We start from the raw sequence: 16,732 nt of genomic DNA, 5'->3' as shown, positions 1-16,732 counted from the left end.
AAGCGGAAGTTTACCGCCTGCCCGGAAGCGGACGTTCCGCATGCGACCCAATCCGGGCGTTCAACGGACATTTTGGCGTTCTCGGAGGTGGACCTAAGCCAAACGGCTCCTTGGGCAGGACTACACCTGATCTGGAGCCATTGAGCAGTTTCCAAAACATGACGCGGTAAGCTCTATCCCGCGCGCTTGAGTGGTTCCTTCCCAGGACTGGAACGCACGGTAAAATGAGTTCGTGTCCTCATAACCCAGTACTGGCTTTTTGTTGTAGTGAACGGTGCCTCAGTTGATGATCGACTGCGAGTCGACGAAGCCAGTGAAGGTATATCGCTACAGGCGCCGACGGGTCAGGCCCCAGAAGAAGCCCTGGATATTGTTAAGGAGGCGGTTGAGCGTGCCGTGGCGATGATGCTGCGTGCAGTGGCCGAGCAAGGTACCGTCCAGGACGTTGAAGGCGGCAAACAGCGCTGCCGTGTATGCCCATCTCTTCATAAAGGAAGTCGCTGTGATGGCTGACTCACTTCCTCGAATGCATGGGCTATGCAAAGCAGCGCCCTGTCCTGTCCCGGCCTTCCGATGAGCTGCAACCCCGATGATCGTCCGTCCGGTGCCCATGGACCTAACGGCAGGCAGATTGTGGGGCATCCGGACAAGGTCGCTGGCACCACCACTTCCATCCAACGATGATACGTATCCATGGACGTGCCGGCGATGATCGTGGGCCAGGGCTCGGCCTGAGCAAACGGAAAGACCTGAGCGCTCGGCAGGGCCAGCGCGTCGAAATCGGCGAAGAGCGCAAGGAAGCGCTGGTAGAGGCGCGTCCGAGACACCGACGCTCGATAGAGATCGTCGGCGGAAAGACCGAGGCTGCCTTCGATCTCCCAGATCAGTTCCGGCTTCATCTGCTCGCGTTTGATTAGATCGTCATAGAGCGGTCGGTAGCGGCTGCCGACCAGGACGTGGCGCCAGACCAGCCAGGATGCCCAGATCTCGTCCCGGCTGATCCCGAGACCGGTCTCCTCGATGCGGCATCCCGCGGCTTCGAGGGCGGAGAGGCCCGTCTGGGACAGCGGCAGGATGCCGTCTTCCAGGGGAAGAGCACTGACGAAATCGCCGAGCCAGCCGATGCGGGCACCCTCCACTCTGCCCGGCAGCAACTCGGCAGTGAGGCCCGGCTCTGCCAGGGAGAGGGGTGCACGGGGATCGGGACCACTCATCACCGATAAGAGGAGCGCGAGATCGGTGACGTTCCGCGCCATGGGACCATCAGTGGCAAGTTGCTGGATATAGCCCTCCGGGCCCGGCAGCGATGGGACCCTGCCCTGAGAAGGCCGGAACCCGAAGATACCGTTCCAGCCGGCAGGGTTACGGAGGGAGCCGGCGAAGTCGCTGCCATCGGCCATGGGCACCATGTGGAGGGCCGTTGCGACAGCGGCGCCGCCCGAGCTTCCGCCGGCACTTAGAGCGGGATCATAGGCGTTGAGCGTGGTGCCCCAGACGGGGTTGTAGCTATGCGAGCCAAGGCCGAACTCGGAGACGTTCGTCTTGCCGATGAGGATCGCCCCTGCCGCGCGCAGGCGTTCGACGAATAAAGCATCTTCCTTCGGAACATGCTCCGCGAAGATCGGTGAGCCGAAAGTGGTGCGAAGTCCGCGCGTCGGCGCCAAGTCCTTCACCGCGTGGGGCAATCCATGCATCGGCCCGCGCCACAGCCCGCGCCGAAGGTCGGCATCGGCCGCTTCGGCCTCGGTTAAAAGCCTCCCCCGGTCACGCAGGGACACGATAGCGTTCACTCGCCCGTTCACCAGCGCGATGCGATCGAGATGAGCCTCCATCACCTCCCGGCAGGAGATGTGCCGGTCGCGGATCGCCGCCATCATCTGTGTCGCGTCGAGGCCGACGATCCCGCCCTGCGGCAGACTTGGCATCGTAGAAGTCCCGCTCATCCCATCACTCCAGGTTGGCGCACGGCTTGCCAGAACGCCGAATACAGGATGGAATTGCATACATGATGCGTGCCGCAGGCCGACAACACTGTCCGAAGCCGCGCCGATGGAATCCGTGCTGATGGTGACGCCACCGAGCTTGGACGGCCCTGCCTTCTCCATCGAAGGATTGGCTGCGCCCGCCGAGATCCGTCTCGACAGATGGGGCGTCGCCCATATCCGGGCGGAATCGCAGGACGATGCGTTCCTCGTGCAGGGGTTCAATGCGGGTCGTGACCGACTCTGGCAGCTCGACCTGTGGCGCAAGCGCGGATTGGGCCTGCTCGCCGCAGATTTCGGTCCGGGCTACCTCGCCCAGGATCGGGCCGCGCGGCTGTTCCTGTATCGCGGAGACATGGAGGCCGAATGGGCGGCCTATGGCCATCCCCGCGCAAAGGGCATCGTCGAGGCCTTCGTCCGTGGGCTCAACGCGTTCATCGTCCTGACGCGTGACAGGGACGATCTACTGCCGCCGGAATTCGCATCCATGGGCACGCGGCCCGCCTTGTGGGATGCGGAGGACGTGGTGCGGATCCGCAGCCATGCCCTCGTGCGCAACGTCGCCTCGGAGGTCGCCCGCGCCCGTGTCCTGGCGCGTTTCGGCCTTGCGACGGATGTCCTGCGCAAGTCGTTGAGCCCGGACCACCATCCCGTGATTCCCGAAGGGTTGGCGCCCGAGCGATTGCCCCAAGACCTCCTCACGGTCTTCCGTCTCGCCACTGCGCCGGTGAGCTTCGATCCGGCCCGCCTCGCCGCCCATCGCGCCGATGCCTTGGTATGGAGCGAGGTCGATGCGTTCGGCGCCGTCCATCGCTCGGATCGCCAACCTGTCGTGACGCTGGCGGAGGCCAGCGAAGGCTCGAACAACTGGGCGGTCTCGGGGGCACGGACCGCCACCGGCCGTCCGATCCTGGCGAGCGACCCGCATCGCGCCTACCAGCTCCCCTCCCTGCGCTACGTCGTTCATCTCACCGCGCCGGGGCTCGACGTGATCGGAGCCGGAGAACCGGCGCTGCCGGGCATCTCCATCGGCCATAACGGCACCGCCGCCTTCAGCCTCACCATCGCGCCGATCGATCAGGAAGACCTGTTCGTCTACGAGACCCATCCGGATGATCCCGGCCTCTACCGCTATGGAACGGGCTGGGAGGCGATGGCGCGGGTCGTCGAGCGCATTCCCGTGCGCGACGGCTCCGACGAAGAGGTCACCCTCGCTTTCACCCGTCACGGGCCGGTGATTTGTGAGGATGTGTCCGGGCGCCAAGCTTTCGCCGTGCGGACGGTCTGGTCCGAGCCGGGGACAGCCGCCTATCTCGGCAGCCTCGCCTATCTTGGCGCCACCACGGTGACGGAATTTCGTGAGGCGTTGCGCGATTGGTCGGCACCCTCCACCAACCAGGTCTATGCGGATACCGGTGGCACCATCGCATGGTTCATGGCCGGCAAGGCGCCCGTGCGCTCGAACTGGGACGGGCTGCTCCCGGTGCCCGGTGACGGGCGTTACGAATGGGCGGGTTTCCACGATCCGTTCGTGCTGCCGCACCATGTGGACCCCGAATGCGGCTTCGTCTTCAGCGCGAACGAGATGAACCTGCCCGCGGATTATCCGGCTGAGACGCGCAAGCTGAGCTTCGAGTGGCTGGAGCCCTGGCGGGCCCGGCGCATCCGCTCCGTCCTCGAGGACGATGCCGGGCATACGCTCGACGCCTCGACCCGCCTGCAGGCCGACGTGTTCTCGGAACCCGCCCTCCGCCTCGGCCGACTCGTAGCCGCCCTGCCCCCGGCCGACGATGCTGCGTCCCGGGCCGCCATCCACCTGCTCCTCGGTTTCGACGGATACCTGCATGCCGGGAGCGCCGCCGCCTGCCTCATCGAGACGCTCTGGGTCCGTCACCTGCGTCCGGCCCTCGTGACCGCCCTGGCGCCCGAGCCGGCCGATGCAGACCTGTTCCGGCCCGGTGACACGGAGACCCTGCTCGACGCGCTCGACCATGGTCACCCGCACCTCGACGAAGCGACGCGCACGGCGCTCGTCACCCGCGCCCTCGCCTCGGCCTGGCTCGATTGCCAGGCGCGGTTCGGCACCGATCCTGCCGGATGGGAATGGGGCCGGTTCCATCATGGATTCTTCCGGCATCCCCTCTCCGGCATCGGCGGCGCGGTCAGCGAGAATGTCGGTCCGCTGCCTGTCGGCGGTTCGGCCGCCTCCGTGATGCATGCGGATTACCGCCCCCATGACGGCGCCCTCACCACGGGCGCTTCGTTCCGCATGGTCGTCGATGTGGGCGATTGGGACGCCAGCGTGTTCGTGAACGCTCCGGGCCAGTCGGGCCGCACCGACAGCCGCCATTACGCCGACCATGCTGTGTCCTGGGCGGCGGGCGCAACGGTGCCCCTGCTCTATTCCCGCGAGGCCGTGGACGCGGCCACCGAGAGCATCATCACCCTTCGACCCAGCCAGTCCCTTCGACCCAGCCAGCCCCTTCGACCTAGCCAGGAGTTGCCGAGCACGTGAAGATCTTCATCGCCGGCCTCGCCACCGAGACGAACACCTTCGCTCCCCTGCCCACGGGCAGGGCCGCCTTCCTCGCCGATTACGCCCGCCGCGATGGGAGCCTCGGACCGCCGAGCCTCAGCAATATCGGCCTCAAGGCCTGGCGGGAGATGGCCGAGAGCGACGGGCACATCGTGGTCGAAAGCCTGTCCACCTTCGCCCAGCCCGGTGGCATCACCCTGCGCGCGGTCTACGAAGACTTGCGCGACACGCTGCTGTCTGATCTCGAAGCGGCGCTACCCGTCGATGCGGTGCTGCTGTTCATGCATGGCGCCATGGTCGCGCAGGGCTACGACGATTGCGAGGGCGACACGCTGGAGCGGGTCCGCGCCCTGGTCGGGCCGAAAGTGGCGGTCGGGGTCGAACTCGACCTGCATTGCCATCTGACCGAGACGATCCGCCGGGCGGCCGACGTCGTCGTGATCTATAAGGAATACCCGCATACGGACATCGTGGCGCGGGCGCGCGACCTCTATCCGCTCGTCATCGGCACGGCCGAGGGGACGATCCGCCCGGTCATGGCGATCCAGGATTGCCGCATGGTCAATATGTGGCGCACCACGGCGGAGCCGGTCGCTGGGTTCGTGCGGCGGATGGAGGCGCTGGAGGGCAGGGATGGCATCCTGTCCGTCTCGTTCGGACACGGTTTTCCATGGGGGGACGTCGCCGAGGTCGGCGCCCGGATGCTCGTGGTGGCCAACGGCGATACGGCCAAGGCCGCTTCCCTCGCCCGAATTCTCGCCGCCGAGATCTGGGCGATGCGCGGGGAGGCCGCGACACGGGTCGATACGGTCGACGCCGCTCTCGACGCGGCGCTAGCCTCCACCGATCCGCGCCCGATGGTGCTCGCGGACATCGCGGACAATGCCGGGGCGGGCGCTCCCTCCGACAACACCGCTCTCCTCGCCCGGATGGTCGAGCGCGGCATCCGCGACGCCGTCACCGGCCTGTACTGGGATCCGGGCGCGGTAGGCATCTGTCACGAGGCCGGAATCGGCGCCACGTTCGATCTGCGCATCGCTGGCAAGTGCGGTGTCACCTCCGGCGATCCCCTCGACCTGCGCATCACCGTGCGCGGACTCTCCGAGGCTCATAGCCAGGGCGGCCTCAGCGGGGGCCGCGCGCAACTCGGTCCCTGCGCCTGGATCGAGGCGGACGGCATCCATATCGTTCTGGCCTCGCAGCGCCAGCAGCCCTTCGCCCCGGATGCCTATACTGGCCTCGGCCTCACCCTCGACGACAAGCGCATCGTCGTGGTGAAATCGATGCAACACTTCCACGCGGCCTTCGCGCCCATCGCCAGCGAGATTCGCTACGTCGCCGCCCCCGGCGCGGTTCCACCGGATTACGGAGCGATCCCCTACACCAAACGCGACCCGGCCTATTGGCCCCGCATCGCCGACCCGTTCGCACAGGATTGATCGATGGCTCTTGAGGATCTCGCTCTGAACGACCTTCCGTTCGAACTCGGCGACCTGCTCGCCGGCCTTCGCCCCTGGATCGAGTGCGAGAGCCCGACCCATGACAGGGCGGCGGTGAACCGGATGATGGGTATTGCCGCGCGCGACCTCGCCATGGCCGGTGCGTCGGTGGAGTCGATCCCCGGACGCATGGATTTCGGCGATTGCGTCCGCGCCCGGTTCCCGCATCCGCGCCGGGACGAGCCGGGCATCCTCGTCCTCGGCCATCTGGACACGGTCCATCCCCTCGGCACCCTGGCCGCCCTCCCCTGGCGGGTGGAAGGCGATCGCTGCTACGGCCCGGGCATCCTCGATATGAAGGGGGGCAACTTCATCGCCCTCGAGGCCGTGAAGGCGCTACGCAAAGCCGCCGTCGAGACACCGCTCCCGGTTACTTTTCTGCTCACGAGCGACGAAGAGGTCGGCAGCCCTTCGACCCGCGACCTGATCGAGGCGGAGGCCCAGCGCCATCGCTACGTCCTGGTGCCGGAGCCCGGCCAGCCGGGGGACGGAGTGCTCACGGGCCGCTACGCCATCGCCCGCTTCGATCTCACCGCCAACGGCCGTCCGAGCCATGCGGGAGCGCGACTCGGCGACGGACGCTCGGCCATCCGGGCCATGGCGCAGCAGATCATCGCCATCGAGGCGATGTCGGATGCCGATTGCACCTTCAGCGTCGGCATCGTCCAGGGCGGGCAATGGGTGAACTGCGTCGCCACCACATGCCGGGCCGAGGTGCTGAGCATGGCCAAGCGCCAGGGCGATCTCGACCGCGGCGTCCAGCGGATGCTCGCCCTATCCGGAGAGGCGGACGGCGTCGCCCTCACGGTAACGCGTGGTGTCACCCGCCCGGTCTGGGAGCCCGATGCCGGCACCATGGCGCTCTACGAGACCGCCCGGACGACCGCCGGCGAGCTCGGCTCGGCCCTCCCGCACGAGAGCTTCGGCGGCGGCTCCGATGGCAATTTCACGGCCAATCTCGGCATCCCGACCCTCGACGGGCTCGGTCCCTGCGGGGCAGGCTACCATACCCTGGAAGAGTACGTGAGCATCGCGTCGCTGACCCATCGCGCTCGGTTGCTGGCCGGCCTCATGACGAAGCTCGGCCGGCCATAACGGCCCGCATCCTGCATACACTTTCGCAAGAGAACCGCATCGCGGCAGGGGGAATGAGTTCATGGACAAGGCGATCAGGACAGGTTTCCAGGCGGCACTCGCCCTTGCCGCCGCCACGGTCGGCGTGATGCCGGGCGCGGCGATGGCACAGGCCAAGCCCGTCACCATCCGCGCCGTGATGCATTCGGGCCTGCGGATCACCGATCCGATCATCACCACGGCCTACATCGCCCGTAACCACGGCTACATGATCTACGACACGCTGTTCGCCACGGACGCGAACTTCAAGGTCCAGCCGCAGATGGTGAAGGAGTATAGCGTCAGCGACGACAAGCTCACCTACACCTTCACCTTGCGCGACGGGCTCAAGTTCCATGACGGCGCGCCGGTCACCTCGGCCGATTGCATCGCGTCGATCCAGCGTTGGGGCAAGCGCGACAGCATGGGCCAGAAGCTCATGGAATACACCGTCTCCCTGGATGCAGCGGACGACAAGACCTTCACGCTAAAGCTCAAGCAGCCCTACGGGCTTGTCCTGACTTCGCTCGGCAAGCCCTCGTCCAACGTGCCGTTCATCATGCCGAAGCGCATCGCCGAGACCCCGGCGGACAAGAACGTTCCGGAGGAAATCGGCTCCGGCCCGTTCCGCTTCGTGAAGGGCGAGTTCCAGCCCGGCCTGAAGGTCGTCTACGAGAAAAACCCGGATTACGTACCGCGTAGCGAAGCGCCGAGCTGGGCCGCTGGTGCCAAGGTGGTGAAGGTCGACCGGGTCGAGTGGCTCAACATCCCCGATTACCAGACCGCCGTGAACGCGCTCATCAACGGCGAGATCGATTATATCGAGCAGCCGCCGCACGACTTCCTGCCGATCCTGAAGGCCGCGTCCGGCATCCAGATCGTCAATTACAACACCTTGGGCGTGTCCGGCATGCTGCGCATGAACTGGCTCAACCCGCCCTTCGACAACGAGAAGATCCGCCAAGCGGCGCTGCTGGCGGTCAACCAGCAGGATTATCTCGACGCCCAGATCGGCGACCCAGACTACATGGTGCCCTGTCTGGCCATGTTCGTCTGCAACACCCCCAACGCGACAGATGCGGGGGCACCCAAGACCGACCTTGCCCGCGCGAAGCAGCTCCTCAAGGAGGGCGGCTATGACGGGAAGCCCGTTGTCGTGATGCAGCCGACGGATCTTGCCATCGCCGCACCGCTCGGGCCGGTGACGGCGCAGGCCCTGCGCAAGATCGGCATGAACGTCGATCTGCAATCGATGGACTGGCAGACCCTGGTGGGACGCCGCGCGAAGCAGGACCCGGTGGATCAAGGCGGCTGGAACATCTTCCACACCTTCTGGGTCAACGCGGACATGCTCAACCCAGTGAGCAATGTCGGCATCAATGCGAAGGGCCGGAAAGGCGGGTTCTTCGGCTGGGCGGAGGACGCCGAGATCGAGACGATGCGCAATGCCTATGCGCTGGAATCCGATCCTGCCAAGCAGGCCGCCATCGCTAAGGCAGTGCAGGAGCGGGCCTACGCAGTCGGCATGTATTATCCGACGGGCCAGTTCATCAGCCCGCTCGCGGTCAGCCCCAAGCTGACGGGGATCCTCGAAGCCCCGGCGCCGGTATTCTGGAACATCGAGAAGAAGTGAGCGGGCGCTTCGTCTCCTATCTCCTTTCGATCTCCCCCCGATTGGGTTCGGGGGGAACCGGAGAGGCGAGGGAAGTGCCGGGCCGCTACGGGCTCTCATAATCCGCCGGAGATCTGAATGGGTCGTTTTCTCGCCGGACGTCTCGCCGCCACCCTCCCCGTGATGGGCATCGTGGCCGTCATCGTGTTCCTGTTGCTGCGGCTCGCACCGGGGGATCCCGCGGCCATCCTGGCCGGCGATGCCGCGAGCCCCGAACAGATCGCGGCGATCCGCGCCAATCTAGGCCTCGACAAGCCGATCCTGACCCAGTTCCTGTCCTGGAGCGGACGCCTCCTCCAGGGGGATCTCGGCTCCTCGATCATCTCGAACCAGCCCGTCGCGAAACTCATCTTCGAGCGGATCGAGCCGACCCTGGCTCTCGCCACCACCACCATCGTGTTCGCCGTCATCGTAGCGGTGCCCCTCGGGGTGCTGGCGGCCTGGTGGCACGGCACCTGGATCGATCGGGCCATCATGGCCGTCTCGGTGCTGGGCTTCTCGGTGCCGGTCTTCGTGCTCGGCTACCTGCTGATCTTCGGTTTCGCCATGCAGCTCCGGTTCTTGCCGGTGCAGGGGTATGTCAGCATCACAGAAGGGATCTGGCCTTTCCTGTCGCGGCTGATCCTGCCGACCCTCACCCTGTCGGTGATCTACGTCGCCCTTATCGCCCGCACGACCCGCTCGAGCGTGCTGGAGGTTCTGGGCGAGGATTACATCCGCACCGCCCGCGCCAAGGGAATCGGCGAGAGCCAGGTGCTGTGGCGCCATGCGTTGCGCAATGCAGCCGTCCCGGTGGTCTCGGTGATCGGCCTCGGCATCGCCCTGCTCATCAGCGGCGTCGTCGTCACCGAGAGCGTGTTCAACCTGCCGGGTCTCGGCCGACTCACCGTCGATGCCGTGCTGGCGCACGATTACCCCGTCATTCAGGGCGTGATCCTGCTCTTTTCCGCCCTCTACGTGGTGGTGAACCTCGCCATCGACCTGTCCTACCTGCTGTTTGACCCGAGGATACGCTATTGAGCCGGCAGGAACGGACGATGTCTTCCCCCGCTGTCGCGCGGTTCACGACCCTGCCTCCGGTCCTACGCCATCCGGGCGTGCTCTTCGGCCTCGCGGTCCTGCTGATCGTCGGAGGAGCGGCGCTGCTCGCGCCGTACCTCTGGACCGGCGATCCGATCCTGCTGCGCCCGCGCCTGCGCCACAGGCCACCCTCGGCACCGGCATGGCTCGGCACCGACGCGTATGGCCGCGACGTCTGGAGCCGGGTCGTCTACGGTGCCCGCGTCTCGCTCGGCATCGGCTTCTCGGTGGCTGCCGCCGCGGTGCTCATCGGTCTCGTCATCGGCCTCGTCGCCGGTTACTTGCGCCGGCTCGACGCGGTGGTGATGCGGATCATGGATGGTCTCATGGCCATCCCCTCGATTCTGCTCGCCATCGCCATGGTGACCCTATCGGGAGCCGGGATCGCCACGGTGATCGTCGCCATCACCATCCCGGAGATCCCGCGCGTGGCCCGTCTGGTGCGCAGCGTCGTGCTATCGGTCCGCTCGGAGCCCTATGTCGAGGCCGCCATCGGCGCTGGGACGCGCCTGCCGATGCTGCTGACGCGGCACGTCCTCCCCAACACCATCGCGCCCCTCATCGTCCAGGGCACCTATGTTTGCGCTTCGGCGATCCTCACCGAGGCGATCCTGAGCTTCCTCGGGGCCGGGATCCCCACCGAGATCCCGAGCTGGGGCAACATCATGGCCGAAGGCCGGCAGGCCTTTCAGATCGCGCCTTGGGTGATCCTGTTCCCGGGCCTCTGCGTCGCCGCCACGGTGCTCGCCGTCAACATCATCGGCGACGGCCTGCGCGATGCCCTCGACCCGCGCACTGCCCGGCGCGTGGGAGCCCTGCGATGATACGATCCCCGGCAATGAACGAGCCCGTCCTGTCCATCACCGGCCTCACCGTTCCGCTTCCGCTTGGCGCCGACCGGGCCAATGCCATCGAGGGCCTGTCGCTCAGCGTAGGTCCGAACGAGATCGTCTGCGTCGTTGGTGAATCCGGCTCGGGCAAATCCGTCACCGCCAGCGCGGTGATGGGGCTCCTGCCGCCGGGTCTGACCCCATCGGCCGGGCGGATCCTGTTGCAGGGCGAGGACGTGCTGACGGTCGGTCCCGCGCGCCTGCGCGCCCTGCGCGGCAGCCGCATGGCGATGGTGTTCCAGGAGCCGATGACGGCCTTGAACCCGGTTCTGAAGGTCGGCGACCAAATCGCCGAGATGCTGGAAGCCCATTCCGGCCGGGGCGACCGCGAGACACGGCGTCGTCGCGTTCTCGACCTTCTCGCCGATGTCCACCTGCCCGATCCACCGAGCTTGGCGAAGGCCTACCCGCACCAACTGTCCGGCGGCCAGCGCCAGCGGGTGATGATCGCCATGGCCCTTGCCAACGACCCGGCCCTGATCATCGCCGACGAGCCGACCACCGCCCTCGATGTCACCACCCAGGCGCAGATCCTGAAGCTGCTGAAGGAACTCCAAGCTCGGCGCAACGCCGGCATCCTGTTCATCACCCATGATTTCGGCGTGGTCTCCCAGATCGCCGACCGGGTGGTGGTGATGCAGAAGGGGCGGCTCGTAGAGGAAGGCAGCGTCGAGGACGTGCTCACCCGGCCGCGCGACCCCTATACCCGCATGCTCATCGCGGCGGTTCCCCGTGCCGAGCCTCCACCGCCCAGGCCGCGCCCTCAGCCTTCGGCGCCGATCCTCACCGTGCGCGACCTCACCAAGACTTATGGCGGGCGCGGCCTCTTCGGTGGCGGCCGCGCCGTGACGGCCTTGGACAGTGTCAGCCTCGCGTTGCAACCAGGGGAAACCCTCGGCATCGTCGGGGAATCGGGCTCCGGCAAATCGACCCTGGCGCGCTGCGTCGCCCGCTTCGTCGATCCGTCCGCCGGTCATATCCGTATCGGTGGCGACGACATCGCCCTGTTGCCGACGCGGGAACTTCGCCCCTATCGGCGTCGCATCCAGATGGTGTTCCAAGATCCCTACCGCTCGCTCAATCCACGCCGGACGGTGGGGCAGTCGATCATCGAGGGGCCGATGAATTACGGTCTGTCGAAAGATGCAGCTTGGGCGCGCGCGACGCGCCTCCTCGATCTCGTCCATCTCGATACCGGCGCGCTCGACCGCTATCCGCACGAATTCTCCGGCGGCCAGCGCCAGCGCATCGCCATTGCGCGGGCGTTGGCCATGGAACCCGATGTACTCATCGCGGATGAGGCCGTATCGGCACTGGACGTCTCGGTGCAGCGCCAGGTGCTGGAATTGCTGGAGGATATCCGCGAGCGTCTCAACCTCTCGATCCTTTTCATCACGCACGACCTGCGCGTGGCTGCACGCCTCTGCGACCGCCTCGTGGTCATGCTCGGCGGACGGATCGTCGAGGAAGGGGCGACCGCCGCACTTTTCGCCAACCCGCGCCACGCCTATACGCAGGCACTGTTCGCAGCGGCTCCAAAGCTTCGTCTTGCCCAGGAGTGATCGGACATGTCCTCCCTGAGGATTCAGCTGCGCCATCACAGCTCAGACGAAGATTACCCAGGGTACAAAGAGGAAGTTTGCTACGGCGCCTAGTTCGTGCCGGAGAGCGGAGAGCAAGAGGAGTGGCTCGTCGTCGACACGGCAAGGGACACAACGGACTTGACCGTTCTCCACGTATACGTTTGAGGCGCCGCCCATCGCCATGGACGAGCTGGGGCACCGGATGCCGCCAAGGATGCCACGGAAACCGGTTTCCGAACCATGAGGCCGAATGACGATCTCCAGTGACGCGGACGCCGACGCGCGCGTTCACGTGCCGCAGAATGTCCGGTAGTCCGCCCCGCCGCCCTCGGGCGCCTCGGCATAGCAGGCGTGGGCGGGCTGGTCGTCGTAGGGCCGCGACAGCACCGCCAATAGCTCCTCAAACGGGCCGAAGTCGCCTTGCTCGACCGCCGCCGCGATCATCGCTTCGACGTGGTGGTTGCGCGGGATGAAGGCCGGGTTGATGGCGCGCATCGCTGACGCCGTCGCCGCGGGGGTCCGTCCCTCTTCATCCAACAGCTTCCGCCAGCGTACGGCCCAGGCGTCGTACTCGGTCGGGTCGACGAACAGGTCGCGCACCCCGGCGTCCGCCTCCGGCCGCTCGGCCGCGTCGCACAGGCGGCGGAAGGTCAGAGTAAAATCCGCCCGGTTCTCCGCCATCCGCGCCAGCAAGTCGTCCGCGAGCGCGACGGCTCCGTCCCGATCCGCGGACAGCCCGAGCTTGTGCGCCAGGCCATCGTGATACGCTTTCTCGAAGCGCGGGCCGAACCCGGCGAGCAGCGCCTCGGCCGCTTCGACCGCCGCCTCGTCGTCGGCCAGCAGCGGCAAGAGGGCCTCGGCCAGACGGGTGAGGTTCCAAAGGGCGATCCCGGGCTGCTGGCCGTAGGCGTAGCGCCCGTGCGCGTCGATCGAGCTAAAGCTCGTGCGCGGATCGTAGGCGTCGAGGAAGGCGCAGGGACCGTAGTCGATCGTCTCGCCGGCCACCGACATGTTGTCGGTGTTCATCACCCCGTGGACGAAGCCGACCAGCAGCCAGCTCGCCACGAGCTCGGCTTGGCGGGCCACGACGCCGTCGAGCAGCGCTCGGTAGGGATGTTCCGCGGAGGATGCCTCGGGATAGTGCCGGGCGAGAGCATGATCGGCGAGCGTCCGCACCGCCTCCGCGTCGCCCCGGGCGGCGAAGTATTGGAAGGTGCCAACTCTGATGTGGCTAGCCGCCACGCGAGCGAGCACCGCCCCAGGTAGCCGGGTCTCACGCACGACCAACTCGCCGGTGGCAACCGCCGCCAGCGCCCGTGTGGTGGGGATGCCGAGCGCGGCCATGGCCTCGCTCACGAGATACTCGCGCAGCACCGGCCCAAGCGCCGCGCGCCCGTCGCCACGGCGGGAGAACGGAGTCGGGCCCGCGCCCTTGAGCTGGATGTCGCGGCGCTGCCCGTCACGGTCGACGACCTCGCCGAGCAGAACGGCGCGCCCGTCACCGAGCTGCGGCGCGAAGTTGCCGAACTGGTGCCCGGCGTAAGCTGTCGCGATCGGCTCGGCGCCTTCCGGGACGCTGTTCCCCGCGAGCATCCTCACCCCAGCGGATCCGGCGAGCCAATCCGGGTCCATGCCAAGGTTCGCCGCCAGCGCGCGGTTCAAACGGATCAGGCGCGGGGCTGCGACAGGTGTCGGGGCGCGGCGGACGAAGAAGCCGTCCGGTAAGCGGACGTAGCTGTTGTCGAAAGGGATCTTGGTCATAGTCGAGAGCTATGAGCGATCGCGCCGGTGGACAAGCGCCTTCCGGGAACCCAGTGGGGCAGTGCGCGCGAGAAGGCGCGTGTCCGTGTCGCCTCCTCTACTTCACGGCTAATGCCAGCATGGTCGAGCGACAGTCATGGGCTTTATCCGGCCCAGCGGCTTCGGAGGCCCTCTCCGCATTGCCGTCGAGATGGCTCGCTCTATGATTTCGGTTCCTTCTGCTAGAGCGAACGCGTCTTCGACGTCCATATCAAGGTAGCGTACCGTACTTTCGATCTTCGAATGCCCGAGCAGAATCTGCACCGCGCAGGTTGCCAGTTCCCTTGTCGATCAACGATGCCTCTGTTCGGCGCAGCGACGGAACTCCTCGTGCGCTTCGTCCAGGCAAAGGCCGACGGCGATCCGTCAGAGGTCGCGGATACTACGGCGCTGGCGCGATTGCTGTTGACGGTGGCCTCCGCCATGGGCGTCATCGCGTCGTCCGAGGCCAATCGCGAGGCCCTGCGAGAGGTGGCGCGCGTCTCGCTCGGCCCCTTCGCCAGGAGCGGTAGGGACCGAACGCTCGGACAATCAGGGCTGCAGGCAGGCGCGGTCGCGCTCAGCCCAAACCGCCGTTGGCCCGTAGAATCGGGCCGTTCACCCAACCGCCGTCCGGTCCGACCAAAAACGCGATAGCGGCGGCGATGTCGCCGGGTTCACTCGGGCGACCGAGCGGGATCATTCTCGTCCCTTGTACAACCTGCTCCTAGGTCCGCCGCTGAGGAACAGTTCGATCGCCTCCGACCCAGGGTCTAGCGCGTTGGCCGCGACTCTCCTCGGGTCTGGCTCCTTGGCAAGGGCATGCGTCATCGCTGAGAGCACTCACCTGCCCCCGTCGAGTGGCTGCGATTGGAGCGTTGCGCCCCCCTTGTGGCCCGAGCCACCGTCTGTTTCTTGTGTTTTGCTCTCCGAGACCGGACAGGCGGAAAACCACCCAGGGCGGAAGGGCTGGGTTCGTTCGAGAACGCCTATGTCCGGGACGGCATTATGTTGGGGTAACCGACTGCATCAAACGCGCTGCATTCCTGAAGCATGCATGGCCTCCACAACTTTGCCGCCGAGGAGGCCGGGCTTCAGATTTCGGTCCCTTCGGCCAGAGCGAGCGCGTCTTCAACGTCCACGCCGAGGTAGCGTACCGTGCTCACGATTTTCGTATGCCCGAGTAGAAGCTGCACAGCGCGCAAGTTGCCTGTTCGCTTGTAGATCAACGCCGCCTTTGTTCGACGTAGGGAATGTGTTCCGTAGTCCTCGCGCCGTAGCCCTATGCCCGTCACCCATTCATCTACCAGACGGGCGTACTGTCGGGTGCTTATGTGCGCTTCATGGTCGATCCGGCTGGGAAAAGCGTAATCATCAAGCCCGCCTCCTCGACACCCCAGCCAAGTCAGAATGCTGGTACGTGCTGGTTCAAGCAGTTCGAACTGTACAGGCCGTCCTGTCTTTCGCTGAACGACGATGACTCGCGGCCGCACCTGCTCACCGCTGACAAGCTCACCGATCTTCAATTTGACGATGTCACAACCGCGCAGCTTGCTGTCGATGGCGAGGTCAAACATGGCGCGGTCGCGTACGCGCCGCTCTCCATCAAGCCAGAAACGGATGGCCCAAACCTGCTGAGGCTTGAGAGCGCGCTTGGCGCCGAGCTTCCGTCCTGCGTTCCACGGACGGCGGTTCTTGAAGGCTGGGTCGTGCTCTGAATGTCCCATCTCTCATCTCCCAACCGGCAGATGCCGGCAGAGAGAGAAGGGGTGCTGCGAACGTAGCCTGCGCATTACCGGTCAGACGTTCGGGATGTGTGCAACGCAGCTGCCAGGCTTGAAATGCAGCCCTGCTGCGTCCGACACGACTACGCCGTTTGAGCCAGTTGCCCCACCGTCCAGAGGCGGACATTCGATCTTTCGCGCAGGTGGAAACGTAGAGGTTGTGAAAGCGCTCTTGCCATCGCAGCCATGCATCAACTTAGGATTAATTCAGCTTTGAAGTGCTCTAAGTGTGTGATTTCTATCAAGTTTTCGCCTTGCCTCGCAACGCAACAAAAGCAATGGAACGGTCACTGCGCCGCTTGAGGCGTCTACTAGCGTGCTCCATGTCCCATCGCCCCCCGCTCTTCGCTCTGCTTCTTGCCACGACCGCCCTCACGGGACCTGTGACGGCACAGGAAGTGAGCGTGCAGCTCAACCAATTGACGGTCGAGGGTACGGCACCAGCGCCCGTGCTGGGGGGCGGGGCCAATCTCAGCGGTGGGGATGGCGGCACGGCGGCGACCAGTGGCGGCGGGGGTGGCCCTTCCGGGGTCACCGGTTACACCGCCCGCATCAGCCCCACGGAGACCAAGACTAACACGCCGCTGCTCGAGACGCCCCAATCGGTCACGGTGCTCACCCGCGAGGCGCTCAACGACCGCAACGTCCAGACCCTCAACGAGGCCATCGGCTACGTGGCCGGCGTCTCCTCGAACGTCTTCGGCTTCGATCCCCGCTTCGATTCGTTCTTTGTGCGCGGCTTCAGTCTGACCTATGACGGCATCTTCCGCGACGGCCTGCGCCAGGTGGCGTCGGGTCTGACGGTGCCCTGACG

12 protein-coding genes and 2 pseudogenes are annotated in these 16,732 nt (G+C 66.1%); 9 read left to right on the top strand and 5 right to left on the bottom strand.

The window, feature by feature from the left end:
- Window positions 1-327: 327 nt before the first annotated feature.
- Complete coding sequence (locus RQI43_RS04620; RefSeq protein WP_156652653.1) at window positions 328-489, bottom strand: hypothetical protein; 162 nt, start codon at window positions 487-489, stop codon at window positions 328-330.
- Window positions 486-1,943 carry an amidase gene (locus RQI43_RS04615; protein ID WP_311274372.1) on the bottom strand — a complete coding sequence of 486 codons (1,458 nt, stop codon included), beginning with the start codon at window positions 1,941-1,943 and terminating at the stop codon, window positions 486-488. The genes RQI43_RS04620 and RQI43_RS04615 overlap by 4 nt, the downstream gene beginning before the upstream one ends.
- A 106-nt stretch (window positions 1,944-2,049) precedes the next feature.
- On the opposite strand from RQI43_RS04615, the gene RQI43_RS04610 reads away from it, so the two are divergent.
- The 7 genes from RQI43_RS04610 (at window position 2,050) to RQI43_RS04580 (ending at window position 12,334) form a co-directional block, all read left to right on the top strand.
- Window positions 2,050-4,497 (top strand): penicillin acylase family protein, encoded by a 2,448-nt coding sequence (locus tag RQI43_RS04610; RefSeq protein WP_311274371.1) that lies wholly within the window; start codon window positions 2,050-2,052, stop codon window positions 4,495-4,497.
- On the top strand, window positions 4,494-5,957 hold the full coding sequence (locus RQI43_RS04605; RefSeq protein ID WP_311274370.1) for a M81 family metallopeptidase: 1,464 nt from the start codon (window positions 4,494-4,496) through the stop codon (window positions 5,955-5,957). Before RQI43_RS04610 ends, RQI43_RS04605 begins: the two co-directional genes overlap by 4 nt.
- A 3-nt stretch (window positions 5,958-5,960) precedes the next feature.
- Entirely contained in the window at window positions 5,961-7,112 is a 1,152-nt protein-coding gene (locus tag RQI43_RS04600) for a M20/M25/M40 family metallo-hydrolase (RefSeq protein ID WP_311274369.1), read from the top strand.
- Between the two features lie 61 nt (window positions 7,113-7,173).
- Window positions 7,174-8,763, top strand: coding sequence for an ABC transporter substrate-binding protein (locus RQI43_RS04595; RefSeq protein WP_311274368.1), 1,590 nt, complete (start codon window positions 7,174-7,176; stop codon window positions 8,761-8,763).
- Window positions 8,764-8,880: 117 nt separating this feature from the next.
- Window positions 8,881-9,822, top strand: coding sequence for an ABC transporter permease (locus tag RQI43_RS04590; protein WP_056429711.1), 942 nt, complete (start codon window positions 8,881-8,883; stop codon window positions 9,820-9,822).
- Window positions 9,823-9,839: 17 nt separating this feature from the next.
- Window positions 9,840-10,706: an ABC transporter permease gene (locus RQI43_RS04585; protein ID WP_056429709.1), complete on the top strand. Its 867-nt coding sequence runs from the start codon at window positions 9,840-9,842 to the stop codon at window positions 10,704-10,706.
- Between the two features lie 14 nt (window positions 10,707-10,720).
- Window positions 10,721-12,334, top strand: coding sequence for an ABC transporter ATP-binding protein (locus RQI43_RS04580; protein WP_311274367.1), 1,614 nt, complete (start codon window positions 10,721-10,723; stop codon window positions 12,332-12,334).
- A gap of 309 nt (window positions 12,335-12,643) precedes the next feature.
- Here the strand turns inward: RQI43_RS04580 and RQI43_RS04575 are convergent, their stop codons facing one another.
- On the bottom strand, window positions 12,644-14,116 hold the full coding sequence (locus RQI43_RS04575; RefSeq protein WP_311274366.1) for a protein adenylyltransferase SelO family protein: 1,473 nt from the start codon (window positions 14,114-14,116) through the stop codon (window positions 12,644-12,646).
- 204 nt (window positions 14,117-14,320) lie between these two features.
- Window positions 14,321-14,483 (bottom strand): annotated as a pseudogene (locus tag RQI43_RS04570) (integrase); the annotation flags it as partial.
- On the opposite strand from RQI43_RS04570, the pseudogene RQI43_RS24530 reads away from it, so the two are divergent.
- A pseudogene (locus tag RQI43_RS24530) lies at window positions 14,474-14,791 on the top strand (hypothetical protein); the annotation flags it as partial. The pseudogenes RQI43_RS04570 and RQI43_RS24530 overlap by 10 nt on opposite strands.
- Before the next feature lie 437 nt (window positions 14,792-15,228).
- Here the strand turns inward: RQI43_RS24530 and RQI43_RS04560 are convergent.
- On the bottom strand, window positions 15,229-15,861 hold the full coding sequence (locus RQI43_RS04560; RefSeq protein WP_311274365.1) for a tyrosine-type recombinase/integrase: 633 nt from the start codon (window positions 15,859-15,861) through the stop codon (window positions 15,229-15,231).
- Window positions 15,862-16,241: 380 nt separating this feature from the next.
- Between RQI43_RS04560 and RQI43_RS24525 the strand changes: the two genes are divergently transcribed.
- A complete protein-coding gene (locus tag RQI43_RS24525) occupies window positions 16,242-16,730 on the top strand; it encodes a TonB-dependent receptor plug domain-containing protein (RefSeq protein ID WP_405030553.1) in 489 nt (162 codons plus the stop codon).
- Window positions 16,731-16,732: the final 2 nt, after the last annotated feature.

The sequence above is a fragment of the Methylobacterium sp. WCS2018Hpa-22 genome, from assembly GCF_031843785.1.
Classification (GTDB): domain Bacteria; phylum Pseudomonadota; class Alphaproteobacteria; order Rhizobiales; family Beijerinckiaceae; genus Methylobacterium.
The sequence above is the reverse complement of the archived record's forward strand: the minus strand, read 5'-3'. Positions and strand labels throughout refer to the sequence as shown.

Bases quoted from the DNA above. Each gene is read 5' to 3' on its own strand.
- RQI43_RS04620 (WP_156652653.1), bottom strand. From the start codon at position 489: ATGAAGAGATGGGCATACACGGCAGCGCTGTTTGCCGCCTTCAACGTC.
- RQI43_RS04615 (WP_311274372.1), bottom strand. From the start codon at position 1,943: ATGAGCGGGACTTCTACGATGCCAAGTCTGCCGCAGGGCGGGATCGTC.
- RQI43_RS04610 (WP_311274371.1), top strand. From the start codon at position 2,050: ATGGAATCCGTGCTGATGGTGACGCCACCGAGCTTGGACGGCCCTGCC.
- RQI43_RS04600 (WP_311274369.1), top strand. From the start codon at position 5,961: ATGGCTCTTGAGGATCTCGCTCTGAACGACCTTCCGTTCGAACTCGGC.
- RQI43_RS04595 (WP_311274368.1), top strand. From the start codon at position 7,174: ATGGACAAGGCGATCAGGACAGGTTTCCAGGCGGCACTCGCCCTTGCC.
- RQI43_RS04590 (WP_056429711.1), top strand. From the start codon at position 8,881: ATGGGTCGTTTTCTCGCCGGACGTCTCGCCGCCACCCTCCCCGTGATG.
- RQI43_RS04585 (WP_056429709.1), top strand. From the start codon at position 9,840: ATGTCTTCCCCCGCTGTCGCGCGGTTCACGACCCTGCCTCCGGTCCTA.
- RQI43_RS04580 (WP_311274367.1), top strand. From the start codon at position 10,721: ATGAACGAGCCCGTCCTGTCCATCACCGGCCTCACCGTTCCGCTTCCG.
- RQI43_RS04575 (WP_311274366.1), bottom strand. From the start codon at position 14,116: ATGACCAAGATCCCTTTCGACAACAGCTACGTCCGCTTACCGGACGGC.
- RQI43_RS04560 (WP_311274365.1), bottom strand. From the start codon at position 15,861: ATGGGACATTCAGAGCACGACCCAGCCTTCAAGAACCGCCGTCCGTGG.
- RQI43_RS24525 (WP_405030553.1), top strand. From the start codon at position 16,242: ATGTCCCATCGCCCCCCGCTCTTCGCTCTGCTTCTTGCCACGACCGCC.